The organism is Actinopolymorpha alba DSM 45243 (assembly GCF_000373925.1).
In the GTDB taxonomy this organism is placed as follows: domain Bacteria; phylum Actinomycetota; class Actinomycetes; order Propionibacteriales; family Actinopolymorphaceae; genus Actinopolymorpha; species Actinopolymorpha alba.
In genome coordinates this window covers 1-22,655 of the sequence record NZ_KB892774.1, presented here as the reverse complement: position 1 = coordinate 22,655, position 22,655 = coordinate 1, and the positions used below count along the sequence as shown (strand labels likewise).

The window sequence follows — 22,655 nt, the reverse complement described above, 5'->3', positions numbered from 1 at the left end:
ATGAGCGCCCCGACCGGTCGTGGCGAACCTCCGACGATCGCGATCGTCTTCGACCCTTCGGATCCAGTCGTACTCGAACCACCCGTGCAGTGGGCGATCAGCCACCTCACCGGGGTCCTGGCCGATGCGGGCATCAGCGTGCGGCCAAGCCCGCCCGACCGCCGTACGCCAGCCGATCTGTTGCTTGTCATCGGTGGGGAGGGGACCGGCCCTGCCGAATCGTTCACGTTCCGCCGTCAAGCTAGCGTTGACGGCGCGGTGCAGGTCACGGGTGGGGATGCACGCGGTCTGATGTACGGCGTACTCGAACTCGCCGACCGGGCGACGTTCGCCAGCGACGCTCTCGCGGAGCTACGCGGGACTGAGCCGGAGACGCACCAGCCGGCAACACCGGTCCGGAGCATCTCGCGGGTCTTTGTCAGCGACGTCGAGGACAAGCCGTGGTTTCACGATCGGGACTTCTGGGCGGATTACCTGACGGAGCTCGCGACGAACCGGATCAACCGGCTGCAGTTGGCGTTCGGCATGCAGTACAACTACGGCCATCATCCGGCGACCGAGAACTACCTCTGTTTCCCTTATCCGTTCCTGCTTGACGTCCCCGGTTACCAGGTACGCGCTGGCGACCTGCCGGACGGCGAACGCGACCGCAACCTCGCCAGCCTGCGGTTCGTCAGCGAGGAGGCGAAGCGTCGTGGCCTGCATTTCCAGCTCGGCCTGTGGAACCACGCGTACGACCAGGGTGAGGGTTCGGAGCCGCATTACCCCATCCGGGGCCTGACACCTGAAACGCACGCGGCCTATTGCGCGGCCGCGTTGGCTCAACTGCTGCGGGAGTGCCCGTCCATCGACGGCCTGACGATCCGAGTCCACTACGAGGGTGGCATCCCCGAGCCTGACCACGAGGAGTTCTGGCAGACCGTGATGACCGCGGTCGCTGGCGTCGGCCGGCCGATCGAGATCGACATGCATGCGAAGGGAGTCGACGATGCGCTGCTGGAGATCGCCCGTGGCACGGGAATGCCGATCCTGGTGTCGGCGAAGTACTGGGCCGAACACCAGGGTCTGCCGTACCACCAGACGACGATCCGGGAGCGCGAACGTGCCACCAAGGACCCGGGCAGCGGACTGATGGCGATCACCGCGCATCAGCGGCGCTTCACCCGCTACGGGTACGGCGACTTCCTGCGGGAGGGAAGCGATGTCGGGCTGCTGTTCCGGATCTGGCCCGGCACCCAGCGGGTGTTGCTGTGGGGCGATCCGGTGTTGGCTGCCGGCTACGGACGGCTCGGCACCCTTGGTGGTGCGCTTGGCGTGGAGTTGTGCGAGCCGTTGACATTCAAGGGCCGCAAAGATACCGGCGAGCCGGACGGTCGGGACCCGTACGCCGATCCCGCGTTGCGCCTCGGCGGTCAGGAATGGAAGAAGTACCGCTACACCTACCGGCTGTGGGGCCGGCTGCTCTATGACCCCGACGCCGATCCTGAGTCCTGGCGACGTTTCCTGCGGGGGGAGTACGGCGATGCGGCCGAGGCCGTCGAGCAGGCATTGGGGCCGGCCAGCCGGATCCTGCCACTCGTGACCGTGGTGCACGGCATTGGCGCGTCCAACAACGGCTACTGGCCTGAGATCTACCTCAACATGCCGATCGCCGACGGCCCGAACGCCGACCACTACGCGCGAGACACCGCGGAGCCTCCAACGCTCGGCGGCGTGACTGCGTTCGATCCGAGCCTGTTCTACCGCATCGATGAGTACGCCGACGACCTCCTCGCCGGTCGGCGGGACGGCCGGTACTCACCGGTCGAGGTGGCTGGCTGGCTGGATCGGCTGGCGGAGAACGCCGAGCGCAACCTCGCCGGCGCGGTAGCCCGGGTCGCGGATTCCCAGGCACCGGAGTTTCGTCGCCTCGCGGTTGATGTCGCGGCGCAAGCGGGGCTTGGCAGGTTCTTCGCCGGGAAGTTCCGGGCCGGTCTCGCGTACGCGTTGTACGAACGCACACAGGACCGCCGCTATCTGGACGACGCCGTCGCGGCGTACCGCAGCGCGCGCGACGCGTTCGCTGCCGTCGTCGAGGTGACCACCGGTGTCTACCGGGCCGACCTGACGTTTGGCGACCTGCGTTCGGAGCACGGACACTGGGCGGACCGGTTGCCGGCCATCGAGGCGGACCTGGCTGACCTCGAGCGCCGCTACGCCGCCGTGCGCACCAGCTCCGCCATGCCGAGCAAGGCCGACTTGACGGAGGTACGCCGGAGCGCGCGGCCGGCGTTCGACCACGCCCAGCCGGGGCCGTTCGTACGCGGCGACGAGGTGCCGATCGAGCTTGTCCCGGCCGAGCCGGCGTTCGAGGGCAAGGTCGTCCTGCACTACCGGCATCTCAACCAGGGCGAGGATTTCGAGACCGTGGAGGTGAGCCGGAACGACGCAGGTTACGAGGTGACCATCCCCGCTTCCTACACGGATTCGGCGTACGCCCTCATGTACTACTTCACCGTCCACGACCCGGCCGGAGATGCCTGGATCCTGCCGGGGCTCGACGAGTCGCTGGCCAACCAGCCGTACCACCTGCTCCGGCAGAAGATCCGCTGAAAGGAGCGACCTGTGCCCAACGAACGCGTGAACGTCCCACACGTCCTCGGTGATCCACCGCCGTTTCACCGCAAACTCCTCGACTACGGCGAGCGGCCCTACTGGTCAGCGGACGGGAGCAGGATCGCGTTCATCGAGACCAACTACGGCGACGCCTGTGAACTCGATCTCGAGACCGGCAAGGTCCGCCACCTCACCAAGGGCCTCGGCAAGCACCATTCGTTCCTGCGGGTGCTGATCCTGTCGAACGGCGACTACCTCCTGATCGGTCCGCAGGCGTTCAAGGATCGCGACACCAGCCGGCACGTCGAGGCTGAGCTTTGGGTTCTCGACAAGAACGCCAGCCGGCCGCCGAAGCCCCTTGGCCGCCGCATCTTCGAAGGCTGCGGCGTTTCGACCCACACTCCACGGATCACCTATGCGGTGAGTGGCCGGAACGACCCGAGCCTTGGCGGTCCAGACAGCTACGAATGTCACGTCACCGAGATCGTGTACGGCGACGACGGGCCGGAGTTGGGGGACGACCGGGTCTTCTACCGGACGCGGGGCAGCCTGCGTCCGGAGCCACAGGATTTCCGCCACGACGACACCGAGGTGGTGTTCGCGGAGTACGTCGCGAACGCAGGTCCCCCTCATCCGCGCTGCGTGGTCAAGGGCTGCCGGCTCGACAGCGGGGAGTTCACGACATACCTCGACGAGGCGATGGTGCACAACGAGTGCGAGGGCATCTTTCCCGACCACGAGTACATCTGCCTCGAGTCGTCCTGCGACACCCAATGGCCGCTCTTTCCGCCGCGAGACCTGTGGAAACTCAAGCTTGACGGTTCGCAGGAGCGGGTCCGGATGACGTCGATGCCGGTCGACCACACCTGGAAGGCGACCAACTCCAACGTGAGTCCGGATGGTCGATGGCTGGCGTTCATGGTGGCGTTGCGGACAGATGAGGCGGGCTTCGGTCGTGGACTCGGCCTCCTCGATCTCGAGGCGTGGCAACGCACACCGGAGGCGGAGCAGTGGGAAACCCCCGCGGATCGAGCCGGCGAGCACGCGGAGAAGTTCGTCAGCTTCCTTTCTCGTGGTAGCTGAACTCGGCCGAGAGTTTCCGCGCGGCCTGCAGGAGGAGCGGAGCAGCCTGGGCGACCACCTCGTCGGTGATGCGGGCGGCTGGGCCGGACACTGAGATCGCCGTAGGGGTTGGCGTTTCGGGTACGGTCACCGCGATGCAGCGGACGCCGACCTCCTGCTCGCCGTCGTCGACGGCGTACCCCCGCGCGCGGATCGCGGCGAGTTCGTCGAGAAGCTGGCGAGGTTTGGTGAAGGTGCGGTGTGTCCGCGCCGGCATGCCGGTGCGCTGGAGCAGCGCGGTGACCTCGTTGTCGGATTGCTGTGCCAGAAGGGCTTTGCCAACGCCAGTCGAGTGGAGCGCGACCCGGCGTCCTACCTCGGTGAACATCCGCATCGCATGCCGGGATGGAACCTGCGCGACGTAGACGGCCTCATCGCCGTCGAGCAAGGCGAGGTTGGCAGTCTCGCCGAGCGCGTCCATCAGTGCGGTCAGATGGGGGCGCGCCGAGGCGCCCAGCATGCGGCTCGCGGTTTCGCCGAGCCGGATGAGCCGAGGGCCCAGGGCGTATCGGCGGGATGCCTCCCGGCGCACGTATCCGCCGGCGACGAGGGTGCGTAGGAGCCGGTGGATCGTGGGTGCTGGTAGGCCGGATGAAGACGCGAGCTGGCTGAGGGTCACCTCGCCGTCGGCGTCCGCCATCAGCTCAAGCAGGTCAAGCGAACGCTCGACTGACTGGACGCCGCCCCCGGACCCGCCGGGAGATGCGTCTGTCGCGTTCTGCTTCCGCTCAGTCGGGCGCTGCTTCCGCATGGCGAAACACTACTGGTCGGTCAGGTCGTTGATCCGGATGCCTTCAGATTCCGTAACACGAAAAGTATCATCCACATAAAGAAACAACGAGGGGAGTGGCGCAGGTGGTCGACATCTCGGTGACGGGCGAGGTCATCGCACGTGGGCAGGAGATCCTCTCAGAGGAAGCCTTGGCGTTCGTGGGCGAACTACACGCGCGTTTCCGTCCGCGCCGGGACGAGCTTCTCGCCCTCCGGACCAAACGCAGGGCGGAGGTGGCCCGGACCGGTCGGCTCGACTTCCTTCCAGAAACAAAGGCGATCAGGGAGGATCCGGCCTGGCGGGTCGCGTTGGCGCCGAAGGACCTACGCGACCGTCGGGTCGAGATTACCGGCCCGACTGACCGCAAGATGACGATCAACGCGCTGAACGCCGGCGCGCAGGTATGGCTGGCTGATCTGGAGGACTCGAACACCCCGCACTGGAGCAACGTGGTGGGAGGCCAGGTCAACCTCGCGGACGCGATCCGGAGGCAGATTTCGTTCAGCTCACCCGACGGGCGGGAGTACGCCCTGCGGGACAACGGCCAGCAGACCACGATCGTGGTGCGTCCGCGGGGTTGGCACCTGGACGAGCGGCACCTGGTGGTCGATGGGCGTCCGGCGGTCGGTGCGCTGGTGGACTTCGGGCTTTACTACTTCCACAACGCGCACGAGTTGCTGGCACGCGGGAGTGGGACGTACTTCTATCTTCCCAAGCTGGAAAGCCATCTCGAGGCACGGCTGTGGGCCGAGGTCTTTGCCTATGCTGAGGAGCGGCTGGGCATCAACCAGGGCACGATCCGGGCAACCGTCCTGATTGAGACGATTCCCGCAGCGTTCGAAATGGAGGAAATCCTCTACGAGCTGCGCAGCTATGCGTCGGGCCTGAACGCCGGTCGGTGGGACTATCTTTTCAGCATCATCAAGTACTTCCGCGATGCCGGGCCAGACTTCGTGCTGCCAGACCGTAACGCCGTGACCATGACGGCGCCCTTCATGCGGGCCTACACCGAACTCCTGGTGGCGACCTGCCATCGGCGCGGCGCGTTCGCGATCGGCGGCATGGCGGCGGTCATCCCGAGCCGGCGCGACCCCGAGGTCAACGAGCAGGCACTGGCGAAGGTCCGGGCAGACAAGGAACGCGAGGCCAACGACGGCTTCGACGGCTCCTGGGTGGCCCACCCGGACCTGGTGCCGGTGTGCAGGGAGGTGTTCGATGCCTGGCTTGGCATCCGGCCCAACCAGCTCGACCGGCTGCGTGAGGATGTCAACGTCACCGCCGAGGACCTTCTCGACGTGGGTTCTACGCCGGGAGAGGTGACCGAGGCGGGCCTTCGTAACAACGTGTCCGTGGCGTTGCAGTACCTCGCCACCTGGCTCGGGGGCAATGGCGCCGCCGCCATCTTCAACCTGATGGAGGACGCCGCGACCGCCGAGATCTCCCGCTCCCAGATTTGGCAGTGGATCCACAACTCAACCCGGCTCGACACCAGCGAAACCATCACGGCGGACCTGGTGCGCCGCGTCGTGGACGAGGAGCTTGCCGGGATTCGAGACATCGTGGGGGTGGACTTTTTCGCGGCTGGTCATTACCCGCGGGCGCGCGAACTCTTCGAGAGGGTCGCGCTGGCAGACGAGTACGCGGACTTCCTCACCATTCCGGCCTACGACCTCATCAGGTAGCGGCCGACCCATTGCTGCGCCGGATAACCTTCATGGCAACGGCGAGCACCAGGCCAATGAGAGCGACAACGCTGGCAACGGTGAGCAGGGTGAGCAGATTGGTACGCAGTGAGTTGGCGAACGACTGATAGATGGCAAGAGCGAGTGCTTGGGTCGGGCCCTCCGCAATTCCGGCCACATACTGATCCCGGGCCGCGCCAAGTGCGTAGATCGCGACGAGGGCGGCAAGGGCTGTTCCTATTCCCACTGCGGCGAGGGTGACCCATCGATGTTTGGAAACCAGCAGCGCGAGCGCCAGCAGGATGGCTGGGGGTATCCAGATCCACGGTGCGGTGTCGTCAATGAACCGAGCGGCCTCTCGCGCTTGGGCGACTGACTGGTCGTTCATCACGACGACCCGCGTGTATTCCTTCGGTAACGGAGGTAGTGGGATGCTCTGGGCTCGTAGCCTTTCTCTTAACGGCTGGACCAGTTCGGAAACGTCAATGGCGACCTCGCCGCCTCGACCGCTGAGCAGTTGGTCTCGGACGAGCAGCGTCGCGTCGACCCAGACCTGAGTGGCCTCCGGCGTGTTGAGCACAACCGGAACCTGCGCCGTGATGATGCTCATCACCCCGGGTGGAACCTGCTGCCCGCTCGACTCCAGCCCGTTGGTAATCAGACCGACAAGGGCGCGATGTACCTGGGAATCCTGAGGAAGTGAACGCATCGTGTCGGCGTAGGCAGCCGAGTGTAGCTGCGAGTCGGCCCACCTGATCGGCACGGCGGCGGCCGTCGCTATGCACGCGAGCAGGACAAGCAGACCGGAAACTACGTTGCGCATATCCTCGCCAACTTTGAGTGTCAGAAGCGGCGCCTGACTCCAGCATTTGGTCTGACGTTTTACCCGAAATTGAGCGTCTGGGAAATCCTAGCCGGGAAGGCTGGTCGGGGGGCTACGTACGACCGGGGCCCTACGCCGCAATGATCACCAAGGATCAAGAGGACAATGGGAGAGTGAGGCGCAGGAAGAAGGTGGGTCGTCACGCCACCATCACCGAGAGTGTCGAGTCTGCTGAGGCTGCCGACGCAGGAACGTGCGGAGCTTGGGTCGCCTTCGCGTCTCCGCTCGCCGAGAGGGAGTTCGTGGACGAGGACGGCGTCCGATGGCAGCTTCGCCGCGGGACGCTCAAGGTCCCTCGTCTCGAACAACTGCTGCGCGATCCGTATGTCCGCGTACTCCACCAGCAGGGAACAGATCTTCGGGAGGTTCCAGTCGAAGACCGAGCGGCGTTCCTCGCGTTGATCCGGCCGTACCTCAAAGGGGTGAGGGGCCCGTCAGCTCACGATCTCACGGACTTCGTGATCGGCGAGTTCAAGGACGATGGGCACCGCTCCCTTCTCTTCATCGAAGAGCACTGCTAGGTGCTGCCGCCGACTGGGGCGCGGTGCTGGCGTTCCTGCCCGTGCGGGCGTCGATTCTGTCATGATCGCGCCATGAATCAGTCGCGTCGCGTCCGTGTTCCGCCACACCTGGCGGCGGTCGTTGTGATCCTGGTCTTCATGCTGGCCAACCTGCGACCGACTGATAACCCTCCGTCGCTCGATCAACGCGAGACCGTTGCCGCCGAGCTGGATCAGGTCCCTGGGATCACGATGGTTCTGCCCGTCGAGCTCCCGCCTGGATATGAGTTCGGCCGCTACTACAGGTTCGGCGATGCCAGCCTCGAAGAGCCTTTGCGAGTGGAAGCTCGCGAAGTCACCTTTCTGACCGATCACGGGAAGCCTGAGAACGGGCTGCCCGTCATCGTGCTGTGCGTTGAGTACGCGAACGCGAAGCAGTCACGCTGCTCCGCTGGGAATCCAGCTGATCGCATTCAACGCCGGCACGGACCGGCTCTGCTCACCTTTTATGCCGCCAGCGATGGCTCCCGCGAGTTCGAGGCCTGGAAGAACGTCCAGCTCACCACCGACCTTGAGAAGGTCCGCTGGCTCCACTGACATGTCGCCGGTAGCGGTAAGGATTGAAACTATGGTGAGGATCGTTGTGGATGACCTGTCCGGGCCGCGGATCGCCGCGTTCCTCGACGAGCACGTCCAGGAGATGCGGTCCATCACGCCGCTCGAGAGCAAGCACGCTCTCGACCACCTTCGGTCGGCTGAGCCTCGAAAGCGGTTCGGCCGAGTTCTTTCTACCTGCCAGGAAGTTGTACGAGAAGTTCGGGTTCGACTACTGCGAGCCATTCGCGGACTGCCGGCCTGACCCCAACAGCGTTTTCATAACGAGGCTGCTCTCAGGCTCGTAACCGACTCCCGCACCAGGGAAACCTGGTTGCGACTGCTGGTCATGCCAGGGCAGGCTGCTGGGAATGGCGGCGGTATTGGTTGTCGGCGGTCCGGGGTCCGGAAAATCATCGGTAGCGAACGGGCTGCGGCGTCGTGGCCTGCGTTCGATCGACTGTGACTACGGGCTCGCTCGTTGGGAAGATCCGGAAGGCATACCGGTCGAGTTCCCGGCGAATCCAGACCTGGAATGGCTGCGGAGCCACCACTGGCAGTGGATCGACGAGCGGTTTGAGCAGGTCCTGAGCGAATGTCGAGAGCGCTCGACAGCGCTGTGCGGAGCTTCCTACAACCTGGCCAACTATCTGCCGCGCTTCGAGCTGCTGATCCTGCTCCAGGTCGATGACGCGACGACGGCACAGCGACTCGCGGATCCGCGGCGCAACAACGACTTTGGAAGGATCGGAGCGACCCTCGAATGGTCGCTGGACTGGCGTCCACGGCTGGAAGCGGAGATGCTCGGGGCCGGCGCTCATGGTGTCGATGCTCGGCAGCCACTAGAGCAGGTCGTCGATGATGTGATCCGGATAAGCCGAGCGTACGGCGTCGACCTCGCTAACAACTAACGATGCCCATCCCAGGCTGGCCAGGACGGTAGTTCCCCGGAATTAGGGATGTCACTTCTCGGGCCTGATGTGCGAGAACGCCGAGATTCCTAGCGTTCTGGCTGTGGTCGTGCGACTCATTCTCGTCTTGCTTATGGCCGCCTCGGTGCTTGCTGGGGCGGCAACCCCAGCGTCGGCGCACGGGATCAGTGCCGGGGATGATCTCTCACTCGCCGCGACGGTCGCGGGCACCGAACTCACCTTGACGATTCGTCGTACGCCGGCGGCGCCCGGCCCTCTTCAGGTCGACGTGATCGCCCACCAGCCCGTGCGCGATCTCAAGCTGGGGTTGAAGGTCCGGTCCACCGAGACCGGGTTGATCGGCATGCGGGAACGCGTCGAGCTGCTCGGTGGCTCGCTGCGTACGGGCTCCCACGCCGGGGGAGGATTCGAGGTGCTCGCCCGCCTACCTCTGCGAGGTGCCTCATGACTGCCATCAGCGTGGTCGTCTGCGATGACGAGCAGTTGCTTCGCGAGGCGCTGGTGCGGTTGGTGAGTAACGCGTCCGACCTACGGGTGGTGGGGACCGCAGTGAATGGTTGGGAGGCGGTGGCTGCTGCCGCCGAACACCGGCCGGATGTCGTCCTCATGGACATCCGGATGCCTGTCATGGATGGCATCGAGGCCACCCGCACGATCATCAAGGCCCGCGGCGAGGCGGCGACCCGTGTCCTCATCCTCACGACGTACGACCTGGACAGCTATGTGTACGAGGCGTTGCAGGCGGGTGCCAGCGGCTTCCTGCTGAAGGACGCGCCCAGCGAACGCCTGCGTGACGGCATCCGGATCGTCGCGTCCGGGCAGGCCGTGCTAGCGCCGGAGGCGACCGCGCGGATGATCGAGGTGCTCCGGCCCGATCTGCCCACGGAGGCCGATCGGGCTTTGCTGGCCGCGGTGCGCCGCCGCCTCACCGACCGGGAGCGGGAGGTTTGCGAGCTCATCGCGGAGGGATTGTCGAACGACGACATCGCCAGCCGGCTGGTGATCAGCAAGTACACCGTGAAGGGGCACGTGTCGAACATCCTGGGCAAGCTCGGGTTGCCCGATCGGGTGCAAGTCGTCCTTGCCTGGTCCCGCTTCCGCGCCCAGCTGTGAATACTGATCGCCGCGGTGGATGGTCGCTGTCCCGGGGCGGATCAGGGTGGGCAGAGGGGGCAGCAGTACGTCGCGAGCCAAGAGGTCAAGGGATGCAGGTCGTCGAAGGTGGCCCGCACGTGGTCGACGGCGCGTGGCGTGTGTAGCCAGTCCGGCGCGCCAAAGTCACGTTGGGCGAACAGTCTTCGGTAGCGGAGCAGGTTCGCCCGGGGGTGGTCAGGCGGGTATGCCCGTGGGACCCGCTTGAGTTTCTCGCCCTGGATCTCGTAGCCATTCTGTTGCAGGCACGCGGTGATGTGCGCGAGTTCGGCGCCGGTGTCGGCGGCCACCGCCGCGCGGTACCGCTCGACCTCTGTGGTGTCAGCCTTCCACCACGCTCCTTCGACGGAGAGTCCGCTCAGGTTCAGCTCGAGCCAGAAGACAACATGTGGAGCGATCTGGAACACAGCGATCTGGCGCTGCCACGACTCGTGGTGGCGATGGATCGTCCAGACGTGCCCTTCGCCGGTGTAGCCATCAGCGACTTCGGCGCACAGCGCGATCATCGGGTCGCGGACGAGCCGTTCACGTTCAGCCCGGTATGGCTCCAGGGTTGACAACGCCGGTACGCCGTCGAAGCGTAGTAGGAGATCGAACGCTTCGACCGGCCAGCCGTTGAAGGGCTCGGGCATCCTCCCACCACCTCCACGCATCGCCACCCCAGAACGTGTCACAGGCAGCAGTTGCCGCGTGGCCAGCTCGCTCGCATGGAGGAGAAGGAACTGCTGATCTCGCCCCGGACACTGTCCGAGAGTTCGAAGTCGTCGAGGAGGCGTTCGAGTGCACGGTCGAGTGCCGCGACCACTGCCGACGACGGGTCGATCTCACGGCCGGCGAGCTCGGAGAGCCCACGAGTCAGTGCGTGGACGCTGGCCACCTCATCTTGGGTGAGGGTCAGTGCGAGGTCTTGGTCGATGGGAGTCGCGGCATTCGGCATGGCACACCTCGATCAGAGTGGCAGGCTCCAAATGATGCCGATAGTGAAACATGGACGTTTCAGATTTGCAATGGATACGATTCAGCGTGTGGATGAGAAACTGCTCGATGCGACCGTGGAGGTCCTCGCCGAGCTCGGCTTTGGCGGCGTGAGTCTCGAACGAGTTGCGGAGCGGGCGGGGTCGTCCCGCGTCAGCCTGTGGCGCCAGGGTGTGACGAAGGAAGCGCTCCTGAACGGGCTTCTCTCCCGACTTGCCGTCGACTTCCGCGACACGATGTGGCCAGTCCTGACGATGGCTGGCACCGGCGCCCGCCGGCTGGAGGCGACGCTCGATGGTTTGTTCGACGTGATCGATCGGCACCTGGACCTGCTGGCCGTTTCCGATGAGGTCTTCCACTGGGCGGCTGATCACGTGATCGACTCGACCGGTCGGCAGGTCGGGTTCCTCGATCCGGTCCTCGCGGCGCTGGAAGCCGGCCGCCATGACGAGACGCTCGCCGTTGAGCGTGACCTGACCGATGCGGCCGAAACGCTCTTCAACACAGCCTGCTGGGGATACGTCCATCTTCGTGCCCGGCACCGCTGGTCGCGAGCGCGCGCCAGGCGCAACGTCAGGGCCCTTGTCCTCGGCGGACTCCTGCGCTGACGGGCCTGCGTCCCTCGCGTACCCGTGATCGTTAGGCCGTAGCAGGTATGGGTCCGGCCCCCGATTGCCGGGGCGGGTGAGCGATGAGTTTTCTCCTCCTGTCGGGTCTGTACCCCTGAACCTGAACTACGGAGGACCACTGAATGGATACGAACACGCGGACAGCCGGGCGGCGGGAGTGGATCGGGCTGGCTGTCCTGGCGTTGCCGACCTTGCTGCTGTCCTTGGACATGAGTGTGTTGCACCTCGCCGTGCCGCACCTGGCCGCCGATCTGGGGCCGAGCAGCACCGAGCTGTTGTGGATCTTGGACATCTACGGATTCATGATCGCCGGACTCCTGGTCACGATGGGCACGCTCGGCGACCGCATCGGCCGGCGCAAGTTGTTGTTGCTCGGCGGTGCGGGGTTCGGAGTGGCCTCGATAGCTGCGGCATACTCCAGCAGCGCGGAGATGCTGATCGTGTCGCGGGCGCTGCTGGGTGTGGCGGGTGCGACATTGATGCCGTCCACGCTCGCCCTGATCAGCAACATGTTCCGTGATCCGAAACAGCGCGGCACGGCGATCTCTGTATGGATGACCTGCTTCATGGGCGGCATGCTGATCGGGCCCCTGGTCGGAGGCGCCCTGTTGGAGTACTTCTGGTGGGGATCGGTCTTCCTGATGGGCGTACCCGTCATGCTCTTGCTGCTGCTCACCGCGCCGGCGTTGCTGCCGGAGTACCGTCACGCGGATGCCGGCCGGTTGGATCTCAGCAGTGTCGCGCTGTCACTGGCCGCGATCCTGCCGATCATCTACGGCCTGAAGGAGATGGCTCGAGAGGGCGTTCATGGTACGGCGCTGGGGGCGCTTGTGATCGGGCTGGTGGTTGGAGCTGTGTTCGTACGACGTCAACGCAGGCTTGCCGACCCGATGCTGGATCTGCGGTTGTTCCGGTTGCCTGCGTTCAGCGCGGCCCTGAGCATCATGCTGGTCGGCGCCATCACGATGGGCGGGGTCTTCCTGCTTGTCAACCAGTACTTGCAGCTGGTCGAAGGGCTTTCGCCTTTGCAAGCGGGGTTGTGGATGATTCCGCAGGCGGTGGCCGTCGTTGTCGGCTCGCTGCTGGCTCCGCGGCTGGCGCAGCGGTTCCGGCCCGAGTACGTCCTTGGAGTCGGCATGCTGATCGCGGCGGCCGGCGTCCTTCTGCTGACCCAGGTTGGTGGCGGGGGCGGCCTTGGACTCGTGGTGGCCGCGATGGTGCTCGCGTCGTTCGGCATGGGCCCGCAGGGCGTACTCTGCACCGAAATGGTCATAGGCTCGGTGCCGCCGGAGAAGGCTGGAGCGGCGTCGGCGATGTCGGAGACAAGCGGAGAGTTCGGCATCGCGATGGGCGTCGCCATCTTCGGTAGCGCGGGCACTGCCATCTACCGCGCGCAGTTCGACGTACCCGCTGGTGTTCCTGAGTCGGTCGTCCTGTCCGCACGGGAGAGTCTGGCCAGTGCTGTAGCTGTTGCAGACCGTCTGCCCGACCAGCTTGCGGCCGCCTTGTTGGGTCCGGCCCGGGATGCGTTCGCTGCTGGACTGAACGTCGTGTCGGCCCTGGCGGCGGCCATTGTGATCGTGTTTGCCGTGCTGGGGATCCTTCTGCTCCGTAAGGCGCGGCCAGGATCTCCCGAATCTATGAACGAAGAGGGCGCGTCCATTTCCGAAGGTCCCGAAGAGGTGCCGGTAGCGTAGAAATTCTCGAAGAGTCGGCTTACCGGTCTCCCGTGAGGCGGCCGGTCGCGAAGTACGCCTTGCACACGCCGTCCTCGGCATAGTCGGTGGCGATCTCCAGGATGCTGCGGCCGTCGGGTGAGGGAAGGAGCGCTGAGCTGTAGTTGGGGCAATAGTTGTTGTACGCGCCGGGGACGGCGACTGGTGCGGCGACTTCCCGCCACGGCCCTTGCCCGCCGCGTTCGTTGATCATGAGCGTTGCGCCGTTACCAGCGGCGAGCCGGCCATCGGCCTCCTGCAGGAGTTGGCCGACCAGCACCAGCCGCGGCTCGCGTCCGGGGCGCGGAACCACCGCTATTGTGGGGGTGTGACTGAAGTACCGTCCGGTCGCGCTCACGATCCGCTTCCCTGCGTCGGCTGGGTCGCCCCAGTCCGTGCCGTCGGGCGAAGTTCGCGAGTACACCGCGCAGTCGTACTGACCTGGAACGCCGCAGATCTCGTAGATCATCACGTACCTGCCGCTGGGCAGCCGGCGTACGATCGGCATTCCCGGGCGGAACGCACCCGCGCGGCTTAGCACACTGACCTGCTTCGCACTCCATGTCACACCATCGGTCGAGACCGTACGCACAAGCTGTTGGCTGCCCGCCGGGCCTTCCGACTCATCAGCGACATGGCAGACCAGTCGACCGTACGCATCGACGGACAGCTCGGGTTCCCACATGCCACGGGCATTGGGTGACTCTGCGCAGGTGGAAAGATACGTCCACGTCCTGCCCAGATCGCTGCTCCGCCAGACTCGCTGGGTCATCCGCCGATCCGGGCCGGCGTCGGCGCCGACACTGCCTGCCCACAGAAGTGTCCCGGCGGCGAGGTTACCCACCTGCCGGGGAAGCTCGATGATGCTGGCGCAGCACAGGCCGTTCGTCCCCGCCTGCTCTGATGCTGGGATCGCGCCGACCTGATGGAAGCTGCGACCGTCGTCGACGCTCTCGAGGATCGCCCCCTCGCCGCCGCGAGCGGTGAACGTGACGACACTCGCGATGATCCGTCCGTTGGCAGGGCCGGAATGCTGGAGGCGGAGGACACGTGGATAGAGGGAGACGGTGCCAGTGAGTAGGGTCCTGGTCGTTTGCGATTCGCCCGCGGCGACGGGGCTGATGGCGGCGGGGCGGTCTGATGCGGCTGCGGATCCCATGGTGGACGGTCCGGTGATGGCCAGTGCGAGTACGCCGATAAGACCTGCGGGCAGCAACCGCCGACGCATCTTGACCATCCCCTCCAGCCGAGCTCCAAAGCTCGCCGGTCCAGTGAATCCGGCCGGCGCTGGGCCGATCCCGCCATGCTGAGTTCCTCACTGTGCAACGTCAAATCTATTCCTGGCAAGCGCCTGGTCCGGTTCAGGTCGCACGGGTGGCAACCGGAAATGTGTGTTGCCGGATCGAATTACGTCCGGATGGGGCGTTGGTTGATGTCGATCCAGGGTGGGGGTATGTATTCGGGTCTGCCGTTTGGTCCCATGCGGACTTGCCAGTCGCTGTTGTGGATGAGGTTGTGGTGCGCACCGCACAACAGCACGCCGTTGTTGAGGTCGGTTCGGCCTCCGTCGACCCAATGGGTGATGTGGTGGGCATCGCACCATTTGGCGGGGCGGTCACATGAGGGGAAGTTGCATTCCATCCCGTCGCGGATGCCTAGGGCGTGGCGTTGGGCGGCGGTGAAGAAGCGGGTGGTGCGGCCGAGGTCGAGGACTTGGCCTTTGCCGTCGAGGACGGCGGGGATGACGTCGGCGTCGCAGGCCAGGAGTCTCGCGGTTTCGGCGGAGATCTGTTCACCGCTGTCGAGTGTCGCGTAGCCGATTCCGGTGACGAGTTGGGCCAGTGTCATGGTGATGATGATTTGTGGCTTCGTCCCACCACGCGTGGGCGCTTCACCGGCGGCGAGGGCAAGGTCGAGGAGTTCGACGAAGGCGTCGCCCAGGCGGCGGGAGGCGGTGCGGGTATCAGGCCCGTTCGCGTCCGTCTTCCGTGGTCTGGCCAGCGGGTCGAGGAGTGCTTTGAGCCGGGCCATTTCGTCGGTGGGCAGTTGCACGCGGGCGGACTGCAAACCTGGACCGGAGTGGGAGAAGGTGATGGATCGCTTCTGCTCGGCGCGTTTGCGTTCCCGCTCCAACTGCTCACCCAGCCGCCGCTCAGCATCTTCGGGGTCGATCGTCTCGTAGAGGTGGATGCCCAACTGCCGCAACTCTTTCGGATCGTGGCGGGTCGCCAACTGCAGTAGACGCGCTTCACCCTCGCGTTTCTGGTCGTCGCTGATGTCCTTGGGCAGAAGGTTGATCGACTCGCGGATGATCTTGGCGTGCAGCGCTGAGATCCTTCCCGCGGCAAGAGCTTGTCCGGTGGCTTGAAGGTTGGTCTCCAGCGCTTTGGCGAGCTTGACATCCGCGCCGACAGTGGAGGGGTGCAGCTTCAGCTTGTGCCGTAGCCACGCAGCCGTCGACGTCGCACCCGCCTGGGAGGCGAGTTCGCGCGTGTCAGCGTCGTGGATGAGCCGCAGCCGTAATGCCTCAGCCATAGCGACGATCTGGTGTGCCTGCTGCAGCCCGTCAGTAGACTCGGCGTCCGTACGTGACCAGACAGGGGAGTTCAACGCCTGAGCAAGCCCGTCCTGAACCATATCCAGTAACCCGCGCAGTGGCTGCGTGGGCGGGGCGCCAGTCGTGACATCCATAACCGGAACACTATCGGCGACCACCGACAAAACCCCGCCCGAAAGAGGCCATTTCAAGACCTGCGGGAATGTAATTTTCCGTGCCTCTTAATAGCTCTCCGTAACTCTGAATAAGAACTCTGCTGAATGAACCGTAGGTTCATTGAATGGGCCACCGTCCGGCCGAAGAGGGAACTCTCTGCTGTGGATCCCGCAATGCGGCAGCTCGCAGAGCTGACGCAAAATCAGTTCCGGTTCTCGTGGCCTGTCCGCTAAGCATGACCACGAGAACCCTCACGGACGAGAGGCAGTGGCAGGATGGTGGCGGAGAAGACGCTCGTGCTCGAGCTCACTCTGACCGTACGTGACATGACGACCGACGATCTTCCTGGACTGGCTTGGTCCGGTTCGCCGCTCCACATCGAGAACATGGCAGGGCAGTTGAAGCGTGCCCGCGTGGGAGTAGTCGACTACCTGGTGGTCTGTATTCCTTCAGGAGCAAGTGTGGCGAAGGGCGGCATCGACTACGAAACCAAGCCCGGCGCCGGATCACTCACGCAGTTCGCCGTACGCGCCGAGTTCCAATCGCTCGGAATCGGTACCTTCCTCATTGGTGCGACGGAGGACCGCATCCGTGCCCGCGGGTTGTGCTCCGCCGAACTCGACGTGGAGGAGAACAACCCGCGGGCGCGGGCGTTGTATGAACGCCTTGGCTACGTCGCATTCGGACGCCAGCTGGAGTCCTGGGATCAGCAACGCCCAGACGGCACCATCGAGCACTACGAAACCATGTGCACACTGATGCGGAAGGACCTCTAAAGCCAAGGTGGATAGCTACGCGTATGCGCGCGCCTGCAGGGTGAAGAGTTCGGCGTAGTGACCTGCGGCGGCCATGAGTTGTTCGTGGTTACCGACCTCGACAATGCGCCCGTCATGCAGCACCACGATGAGGTCCGCCATCCGTACGGTGGAGAACCGATGGGACACCAGCACGGTAATGCCACCAGGATCGCCTGAGGCGGCACGGGATGCGTTGGCGAAGCGCTGGAAGAGCGCGTGTTCGGATTCTGGATCGAGCGCTGCGGTGGGCTCGTCGAGGACCAGCAGTAGTGGGTGAGTACGCATGAACGCGCGGGCGAGAGCGAGGCGTTGCCATTGCCCAACAGACAGGTCGACACCCCCCGACCATGCCGGACCCAACTGAGTGTCAAGCCCGGCGCCAAGCTGGGCGACGACTGCGGTGGCGTCGCCGCGGTCGAGCGCTTGCTGGATTGCCTTGGTGTCACCTATTCGCGCGAGATCTCCCACCCCGACGGTTTCCATAGCACGGAACTCGAACCGGTCGAAGTCCTGGAAGCCCGCGGTGACGCGGGTCCGCCATCCAGTGGTGTCAATGTCGGCAAGGTCCATGCCGTCGACGGTGATCGAACCCGAGGTCGGCTCGTAGAGCCGTAGGAGAAGCTTGACCAGCGTTGTCTTGCCAGCGCCGTTCTCGCCTACGAGCGCGATGGTGCTCCCAGCTGGCAGGTGGAGGTTGACATCCTGGAGTGCGGTGGATCCCGCTTGTGGGTAAGTGAACTCCACGCCGGACAGGGTGATACCTGTGCGCAGCCGATCAGGCGCATCGCGCCCCGTACCGATCTCCATACGCTCCTTGGCATACGTCACGAACGCCGCATAGGTCTTGAACAGCCGCCAGGTAGCGGACGTGCCGCGAATGTGGTCGGCCACCATCCCAGCGGTCTGATCGACCCGCGTGGCGAGCAGGACGAGCAGGGCTATGTCGCCCGCGGGAGCCGCACCATTTCGCACCAGGATGATGACGTAGATGATCGCGGCGCCATAGCCGAGTCCGAACGCCACTCGTGCGGCCAGTTCGACACCGAGTGCCCGCGAGCTGGCCTGGATCTTCTCCCGCCGTTCGGCGGAAAGAAGCTCCCCGGAACGCTCGAGAAGCAGCCGAGCAAGCCCGGAGGTCCGGACTTCGACGCCGTGCCGAGAGGCCCGGGCGATGTCACCAAGCAGGGTACGCCTGCGCACATGTACTGCGACCCGTTGACGTGCCTCCTGCTGCCAACGTCCGTTGAGGTTGCCCGACCAGATCCTGAGTAGCCCGAGCACGGGAAGCAGGAGGAGTTCGAGACGCACACTGGCCAGCAGGGCGAAGGTCGCGGCGACATCCATGACGGCGACCATCGTTCCGACCAGAGCGGTGGCGATGAAGCTCATGTCGCTGGCCTGGCCACGCAGGTAGGCGACCCGGTCGGCGAGGGTGGGATTCTCGTGATGGTCAATGCTTGGTATGCCGGAGACCAGCGACATGAGTTCGCGATGGATATGGACATGGCCTCTGTCGTTGACGGTGGACTCAACGGGATTGAGGATCGGCGAGATGAGAAGGGTGAGCGCCAAGCCCACCACGAGAACGCCGGTCCCCATTCGCACGGACCCCGTATCGCTGCCAGCGATTGCGTCGATGACGAGTTTCAGACCCACGAGAACCGCCAACGGGGCAAGGGCTCGCACCGCGGTCAGGAGGAGCTGGAGGCAGGTGAGTTTCGGGCTCGGTGTGAACGCGAAGCCGAGCCAGAGACGCAACGGAAGCAGCCGCTCAGACATCGCGCCCTCCTGCCAACGAATCGTCGCCGGAGGTTGGCGCGAGCGCGTACCGTTGCGCCTGCAACGTGAACATGTTCGCGTACTCCCCGCCGAACGCCATCAGCGCGTCATGAGTCCCCGACTCCGCGATCCGCCCGTCCGCGAGGACGACGATCCGGTCGGCTGGGCGTACGACGGAGAACCGGTGCGAGATGATCAGGGAAGACACTCCGGCCGTATGGTCGAGGTAGCGTTCAACAAGCGAGGCTTCGGCGCGGACATCGAGCGCGGCCGCTGGCTCGTCGAGAATCAAGAGTCCTGCCCCCGTTTCGACGGCGGCCAACGCCCGGGCGAGTGCGAGCCGTTGCCATTGACCAGTGGACAGGTCAACGCCGCCCTCGAACTCCGCCGAGAGTTCGGTGTCCCAACCACGGGAGAGCCCCTCCAGCAAGGCCGCAGCACCTGATCTTCGCGCTGCGGAGATAGCCGAGTGCCGCAGGTCTGAGGAGGAAGTACGTTCCGATCGCAGCAGGACGTTCTCTGTGACAGACAAGGGAAGTCGCACGAAGTCCTGCGCGATGGTGGTAACGCGCGCCTGCCAGCGCGAGAGGTCCGCATCGCTCAGTGCGGTCAGTTCGATGCCGTTGACCAACACCCGGCCAGACGTCGGGTGATACACACCGGCGAGCAGCTTGACAATGGTGGACTTTCCGGCGCCGTTGACGCCGACCAGGGCGAGCCGCTCCCCAGGCGCGATCCGCAATGACAGCCCGCGTAGGACATCGCGATCCTGGTGGCGATAACGAAAGCTCACATCCTCCAGGACGATCTCGATCGGGTCATTCCAAGGAAGGGCCTCACCCAGAGTGGACGAAACGCGAGCTGAGGAAGGAAGGGATGTGGATGCGGCGGCGGGATGCGACGAATGGTCGACCTTGGCGGAGAGATCTTGAAGGGCGCGCAGCGCCTGCCGCCCGGTCTGGCCGCTGCCCAGGCCGGAGTCCCACATCATGGACGCGCCAATCGTGTTAGGTGCCATCAGGAGAGCGGGAATGACGGTGCTGGCCTGCGTGAGCGTCAGGTCTCCCGCCGTGGCGGCATTGATACAGCTCACTACCCCGAACAGCAGGATTGCCAGGTACCCGATGAACGCCACGGTCGTGATTGCCGCCGAACGCCTCCGCGCGTTCCAAACCATCGCGATGGTCGAGTTCCAGGTCTCGACGTAGCGCCCGGTCAACCAGGATGCGAGGCCGAAGACCCTTAGCTCCTTGGCGGATCGGCCCATGGCGAGGTCGAACACATAATCTGCGCGTCGTTGTCCCTCGGTGTCGCCAGCCCAGACAGCACTCTCGACCCTGCGCAGGCGTGCGAGCCAGGCTTCTATCAGCAGCGTGACCACGACCAGCAGGACGGCGTACCACCAGGCGTAGAGCGATCCGATCAGCAGACAGATCCCGGCCAGCGACAGATGGGTGGTGATAAGACCGACCTGCGATGCGAGCGCCAGACTGATCGAGGTCCACCCCACCCCCGCTGAGGCGGCGTAGAGGTTGTGCACGCCTGGGTCGTCAAGATGGCTGACTCCCCGGGGACGCACGAACGGCTCCAACCGCGCGAGATCGGTCGCGGCCTCCGCGGTCGCGCGCAGTGCGGCAGTCAGATGACTTTGAAGAAGTGGGAGCGCGGAGTTCGCCAGAAATGCGGCGACGAGGAGCGTGACCAGCCGGAAGAACGACGTGAGCTCAGCACCCGAACCAGTGGCGATCCGAGCACCCGATCCGATCACGAGTCCGGTCACATAGAGCAATGCCACCCCAGTGAGCGAACCCAGTACGGCGCATGCCACGGCCACCAGAAGGTAGCCACGAGCGACGCGATATCCGTACGCCAGAACAGCAAGCAACAGCGGTCTCCTTCACCTCGATACGTGCTTGATCAAAAGGGGAGCACGTGAGGTGTCGGGCCCAGATCGATCGAGGCGCTAGGAGCTACGACGACGAGGCGGCACCGCACGTGTCGAACGCGACATGGCAACCACCTCCAAAACCGAGGTCTTTGACCTTGGGGCAGGACTCTACACAGCTCCCGGTGAGATTTCGCGTGATTAAACGACGAGCTCGGCGCTGGGTGTGAGTAAAGGCTTCGATCAGCACGGTTGCTCGGCAGTTACAGGTCGCCGGGATGATCGAGCGGTTCCCGGCGCCGAACCGCGAGCATCGCTATCGCATCACACCCGGCGGATGGGCCCAGGTCCTGAAGATCCAGATGGCTGGTCCCTGCTCAGGTGCGAGGAGCAGACGCCGTTCACGACCCATTTCGCGATGATCCCCGTACGCCGCTATCGAATCCTCTATCGTGTGGGGAACTCTGTCCCACCCTGGAGGAACATGTTCCACGAATTCCGGTTCAGCTTTGCCAGGCCAGGGTTCTCGCCCAGCGTCTCATGAGAGCTCAGGTCCGGCACAGGTCACGTAGGTGCGGGATATGGAGCCCGAGCCCCTCACCGCCATAGCGCCCCGCGAGCTTCGCTGGCCCGCGTCCGCCCAGGTGTGGCGGGACGTGATCTTCCTCCACTGGCCCTGCGCCCCTGATGCCGTTCGCCGGCTGCTTCCGGCTGGCACCGAGCCGGACGTGATGGACGGCGTGACCTGGGTCGGTGTCGTTCCCCTGCATATGCACGCGGTACGCCTGCCCGGTCTGCCTCCTCCGCCGTACCTCGGCGACTTCCTCGAACTCAACGTGCGCGTCTATTCGCGCGACGCGCGAGGCCGGCGCGGCGTTGTTTTCCTGACCATGGAAGCATCCCGGCTGGCCTTCGTTCTCGGAACTCGCGCGGTCGGCCGACTGCCATACACCTGGTCGACCATCGAGCGCGAGCACGATGGGGAAACCTTCACCTACCGCGCGCGGCGTCGATGGCCGGGTCCCTCCGGGGTGGGCGTCGCGTTGCGCGTTCGAACCGGGAAGCCCGTAGCCCCGTCCGAGGTCGATCAGTTTCTCACCGCGCGGTGGGGGCTGCATTCGCGGTGGTACGGCCGAACGGTCTATACCCCGGTCACGCACGAGCCGTGGCCCCTGCATGGTGCGGAGCTTCTCGACTGGGCTGATCACGGCCTCCTCGCGACGGTTGGACTTCCGGTCGAGGGCGCGCCCACGAGCGTGCTGTACGCCCCCCGAAGTCCACGCCCGTACGGGCTTTCCGTCGCCTGTCAGATAGCTGTCAAGCTGCCCTTGCCTCGACTGCCCGTTGCCCGTCAGGCGTGTAGGGGGTGTTCGTGGTCGGAGTGTCCGGAGGGTTCGACTTGGAGGGTTGAGTGTTCGAGGTCGAAGTGTCCGGTGAGGCAGGTTTGGAGTTTGTCGAGGATTTGTGGGGCGTGGCCGTCTTGGAAGCATCCGGTGTCCAGGACGATGTGGGCGGTGAGGATGGGTAGGCCGGAGGTGACGGTGTGGACGTGGAGGTCGTGGACGTCTTGTACGTGGTCGACTTGGAGGAGGTGGCGGCGGATTTCGTTGAGGTCGACTTGGGTGGGTGCGGCTTCGAGGAGGATGTTGACGGCTTCGCGTAGGAGGCGGATGGCGCGGGGGAGGATGACGAGTCCGATGACGATGGAGACGAGTGCGTCGGCGCGTAGGAATCCGGTGGTCGCGATCACTCCGGCGGCGATGAGGACGCCGATGGAGGTGAGGGTGTCGGTGGTGACTTCGAGGAACGCGCCGCGCATGTTGAGGCTGGCGTCTCGTGCGCGGAAGAGTAGTGCGACTCCGATGAGGTTGCCGGTGAGGCCGATGAGGGCGAAGAGTGCCATCCCTGCGGGTTCGACCGGCGTCGGTTC

At 65.0% G+C, this 22,655-nt stretch carries 21 protein-coding genes and 1 pseudogene; 13 read left to right on the top strand and 9 right to left on the bottom strand.

Going from position 1 to position 22,655, the window contains the following annotated elements:
* Both B141_RS42660 and B141_RS0125360 read left to right on the top strand, forming a co-directional pair.
* Entirely contained in the window at positions 1–2,592 is a 2,592-nt protein-coding gene (locus B141_RS42660; protein ID WP_020577999.1) for a hypothetical protein, read from the top strand.
* Between the two features lie 12 nt (positions 2,593–2,604).
* Complete coding sequence (locus B141_RS0125360; RefSeq protein ID WP_020577998.1) at positions 2,605–3,678, top strand: TolB-like translocation protein; 1,074 nt, start codon at positions 2,605–2,607, stop codon at positions 3,676–3,678.
* Here the strand turns inward: B141_RS0125360 and B141_RS0125355 are convergent.
* A complete protein-coding gene (locus tag B141_RS0125355) occupies positions 3,653–4,468 on the bottom strand; it encodes an IclR family transcriptional regulator (protein WP_020577997.1) in 816 nt (271 codons plus the stop codon). The genes B141_RS0125360 and B141_RS0125355 overlap by 26 nt on opposite strands.
* 104 nt (positions 4,469–4,572) lie before the next feature.
* On the opposite strand from B141_RS0125355, the gene aceB reads away from it, so the two are divergent.
* Positions 4,573–6,171 (top strand): malate synthase A, encoded by a 1,599-nt coding sequence (gene aceB, locus B141_RS0125350; protein ID WP_040422268.1) that lies wholly within the window; start codon positions 4,573–4,575, stop codon positions 6,169–6,171.
* On the opposite strand, the gene B141_RS0125345 is transcribed toward aceB, so the two are convergent.
* A complete protein-coding gene (locus B141_RS0125345) occupies positions 6,164–6,994 on the bottom strand; it encodes a hypothetical protein (RefSeq protein WP_020577995.1) in 831 nt (276 codons plus the stop codon). The two genes, aceB and B141_RS0125345, sit on opposite strands and share 8 nt — an antisense overlap.
* Before the next feature lie 140 nt (positions 6,995–7,134).
* On the opposite strand from B141_RS0125345, the gene B141_RS0125340 reads away from it, so the two are divergent.
* The 6 genes from B141_RS0125340 (at position 7,135) to B141_RS0125315 (ending at position 10,193) form a co-directional block, all read left to right on the top strand.
* The gene (locus B141_RS0125340; RefSeq protein ID WP_157181271.1) at positions 7,135–7,575 is read left to right on the top strand and encodes a hypothetical protein; all 441 of its coding nucleotides are present in this window, start codon (positions 7,135–7,137) and stop codon (positions 7,573–7,575) included.
* 72 nt (positions 7,576–7,647) lie between these two features.
* Positions 7,648–8,151 (top strand): hypothetical protein, encoded by a 504-nt coding sequence (locus B141_RS0125335; protein ID WP_020577993.1) that lies wholly within the window; start codon positions 7,648–7,650, stop codon positions 8,149–8,151.
* Between the two features lie 31 nt (positions 8,152–8,182).
* On the top strand, positions 8,183–8,413 hold the full coding sequence (locus tag B141_RS0125330; RefSeq protein WP_026257568.1) for a hypothetical protein: 231 nt from the start codon (positions 8,183–8,185) through the stop codon (positions 8,411–8,413).
* A gap of 106 nt (positions 8,414–8,519) precedes the next feature.
* A complete protein-coding gene (locus B141_RS0125325) occupies positions 8,520–9,059 on the top strand; it encodes a DEAD/DEAH box helicase family protein (protein ID WP_020577992.1) in 540 nt (179 codons plus the stop codon).
* 103 nt (positions 9,060–9,162) lie between these two features.
* Entirely contained in the window at positions 9,163–9,528 is a 366-nt protein-coding gene (locus B141_RS50840) for an ATP-binding protein (RefSeq protein WP_202805911.1), read from the top strand.
* Complete coding sequence (locus B141_RS0125315; protein WP_020577990.1) at positions 9,525–10,193, top strand: response regulator; 669 nt, start codon at positions 9,525–9,527, stop codon at positions 10,191–10,193. The genes B141_RS50840 and B141_RS0125315 overlap by 4 nt, the downstream gene beginning before the upstream one ends.
* A gap of 41 nt (positions 10,194–10,234) precedes the next feature.
* On the opposite strand, the gene B141_RS42655 is transcribed toward B141_RS0125315, so the two are convergent.
* The gene (locus B141_RS42655) at positions 10,235–10,864 is read right to left on the bottom strand and encodes a DUF2461 family protein (protein ID WP_020577989.1); all 630 of its coding nucleotides are present in this window, start codon (positions 10,862–10,864) and stop codon (positions 10,235–10,237) included.
* A gap of 38 nt (positions 10,865–10,902) precedes the next feature.
* Positions 10,903–11,169 (bottom strand): hypothetical protein, encoded by a 267-nt coding sequence (locus B141_RS49630; RefSeq protein WP_020577988.1) that lies wholly within the window; start codon positions 11,167–11,169, stop codon positions 10,903–10,905.
* 88 nt (positions 11,170–11,257) lie between these two features.
* On the opposite strand from B141_RS49630, the gene B141_RS49625 reads away from it, so the two are divergent.
* Together B141_RS49625 and B141_RS0125295 are read left to right on the top strand one after the other, a co-directional pair.
* Entirely contained in the window at positions 11,258–11,815 is a 558-nt protein-coding gene (locus B141_RS49625) for a TetR/AcrR family transcriptional regulator (RefSeq protein ID WP_020577987.1), read from the top strand.
* A gap of 143 nt (positions 11,816–11,958) precedes the next feature.
* Complete coding sequence (locus B141_RS0125295) at positions 11,959–13,533, top strand: MFS transporter (RefSeq protein ID WP_020577986.1); 1,575 nt, start codon at positions 11,959–11,961, stop codon at positions 13,531–13,533.
* A gap of 19 nt (positions 13,534–13,552) precedes the next feature.
* On the opposite strand, the gene B141_RS0125290 is transcribed toward B141_RS0125295, so the two are convergent.
* Together B141_RS0125290 and B141_RS46080 are read right to left on the bottom strand one after the other, a co-directional pair.
* Positions 13,553–14,788: a sialidase family protein gene (locus B141_RS0125290; RefSeq protein ID WP_020577985.1), complete on the bottom strand. Its 1,236-nt coding sequence runs from the start codon at positions 14,786–14,788 to the stop codon at positions 13,553–13,555.
* Between the two features lie 170 nt (positions 14,789–14,958).
* Positions 14,959–16,242 (bottom strand): HNH endonuclease signature motif containing protein, encoded by a 1,284-nt coding sequence (locus B141_RS46080; protein WP_084678506.1) that lies wholly within the window; start codon positions 16,240–16,242, stop codon positions 14,959–14,961.
* Positions 16,243–16,590: 348 nt separating this feature from the next.
* Here B141_RS46080 and B141_RS0125280 point away from each other — a divergent pair, with 348 nt between their 5' ends.
* On the top strand, positions 16,591–17,040 hold the full coding sequence (locus B141_RS0125280) for a GNAT family N-acetyltransferase (protein ID WP_157181270.1): 450 nt from the start codon (positions 16,591–16,593) through the stop codon (positions 17,038–17,040).
* A gap of 15 nt (positions 17,041–17,055) precedes the next feature.
* Here B141_RS0125280 and B141_RS42645 read toward each other — a convergent pair whose 3' ends face one another.
* Both B141_RS42645 and B141_RS42640 read right to left on the bottom strand, forming a co-directional pair.
* Complete coding sequence (locus tag B141_RS42645; protein ID WP_020577982.1) at positions 17,056–18,840, bottom strand: ABC transporter ATP-binding protein; 1,785 nt, start codon at positions 18,838–18,840, stop codon at positions 17,056–17,058.
* Positions 18,833–20,725, bottom strand: coding sequence for an ATP-binding cassette domain-containing protein (locus B141_RS42640; protein ID WP_020577981.1), 1,893 nt, complete (start codon positions 20,723–20,725; stop codon positions 18,833–18,835). Before B141_RS42640 ends, B141_RS42645 begins: the two co-directional genes overlap by 8 nt.
* A 581-nt stretch (positions 20,726–21,306) precedes the next feature.
* Between B141_RS42640 and B141_RS52935 the strand changes: the two are divergent.
* A pseudogene (locus tag B141_RS52935) lies at positions 21,307–21,942 on the top strand (YqjF family protein); the annotation flags it as partial.
* Between the two features lie 134 nt (positions 21,943–22,076).
* Here the strand turns inward: B141_RS52935 and B141_RS0125260 are convergent.
* Positions 22,077–22,655 (bottom strand): cation diffusion facilitator family transporter (locus tag B141_RS0125260; protein ID WP_020577979.1); only part of this gene is annotated, 579 nt, incomplete at its 5' end.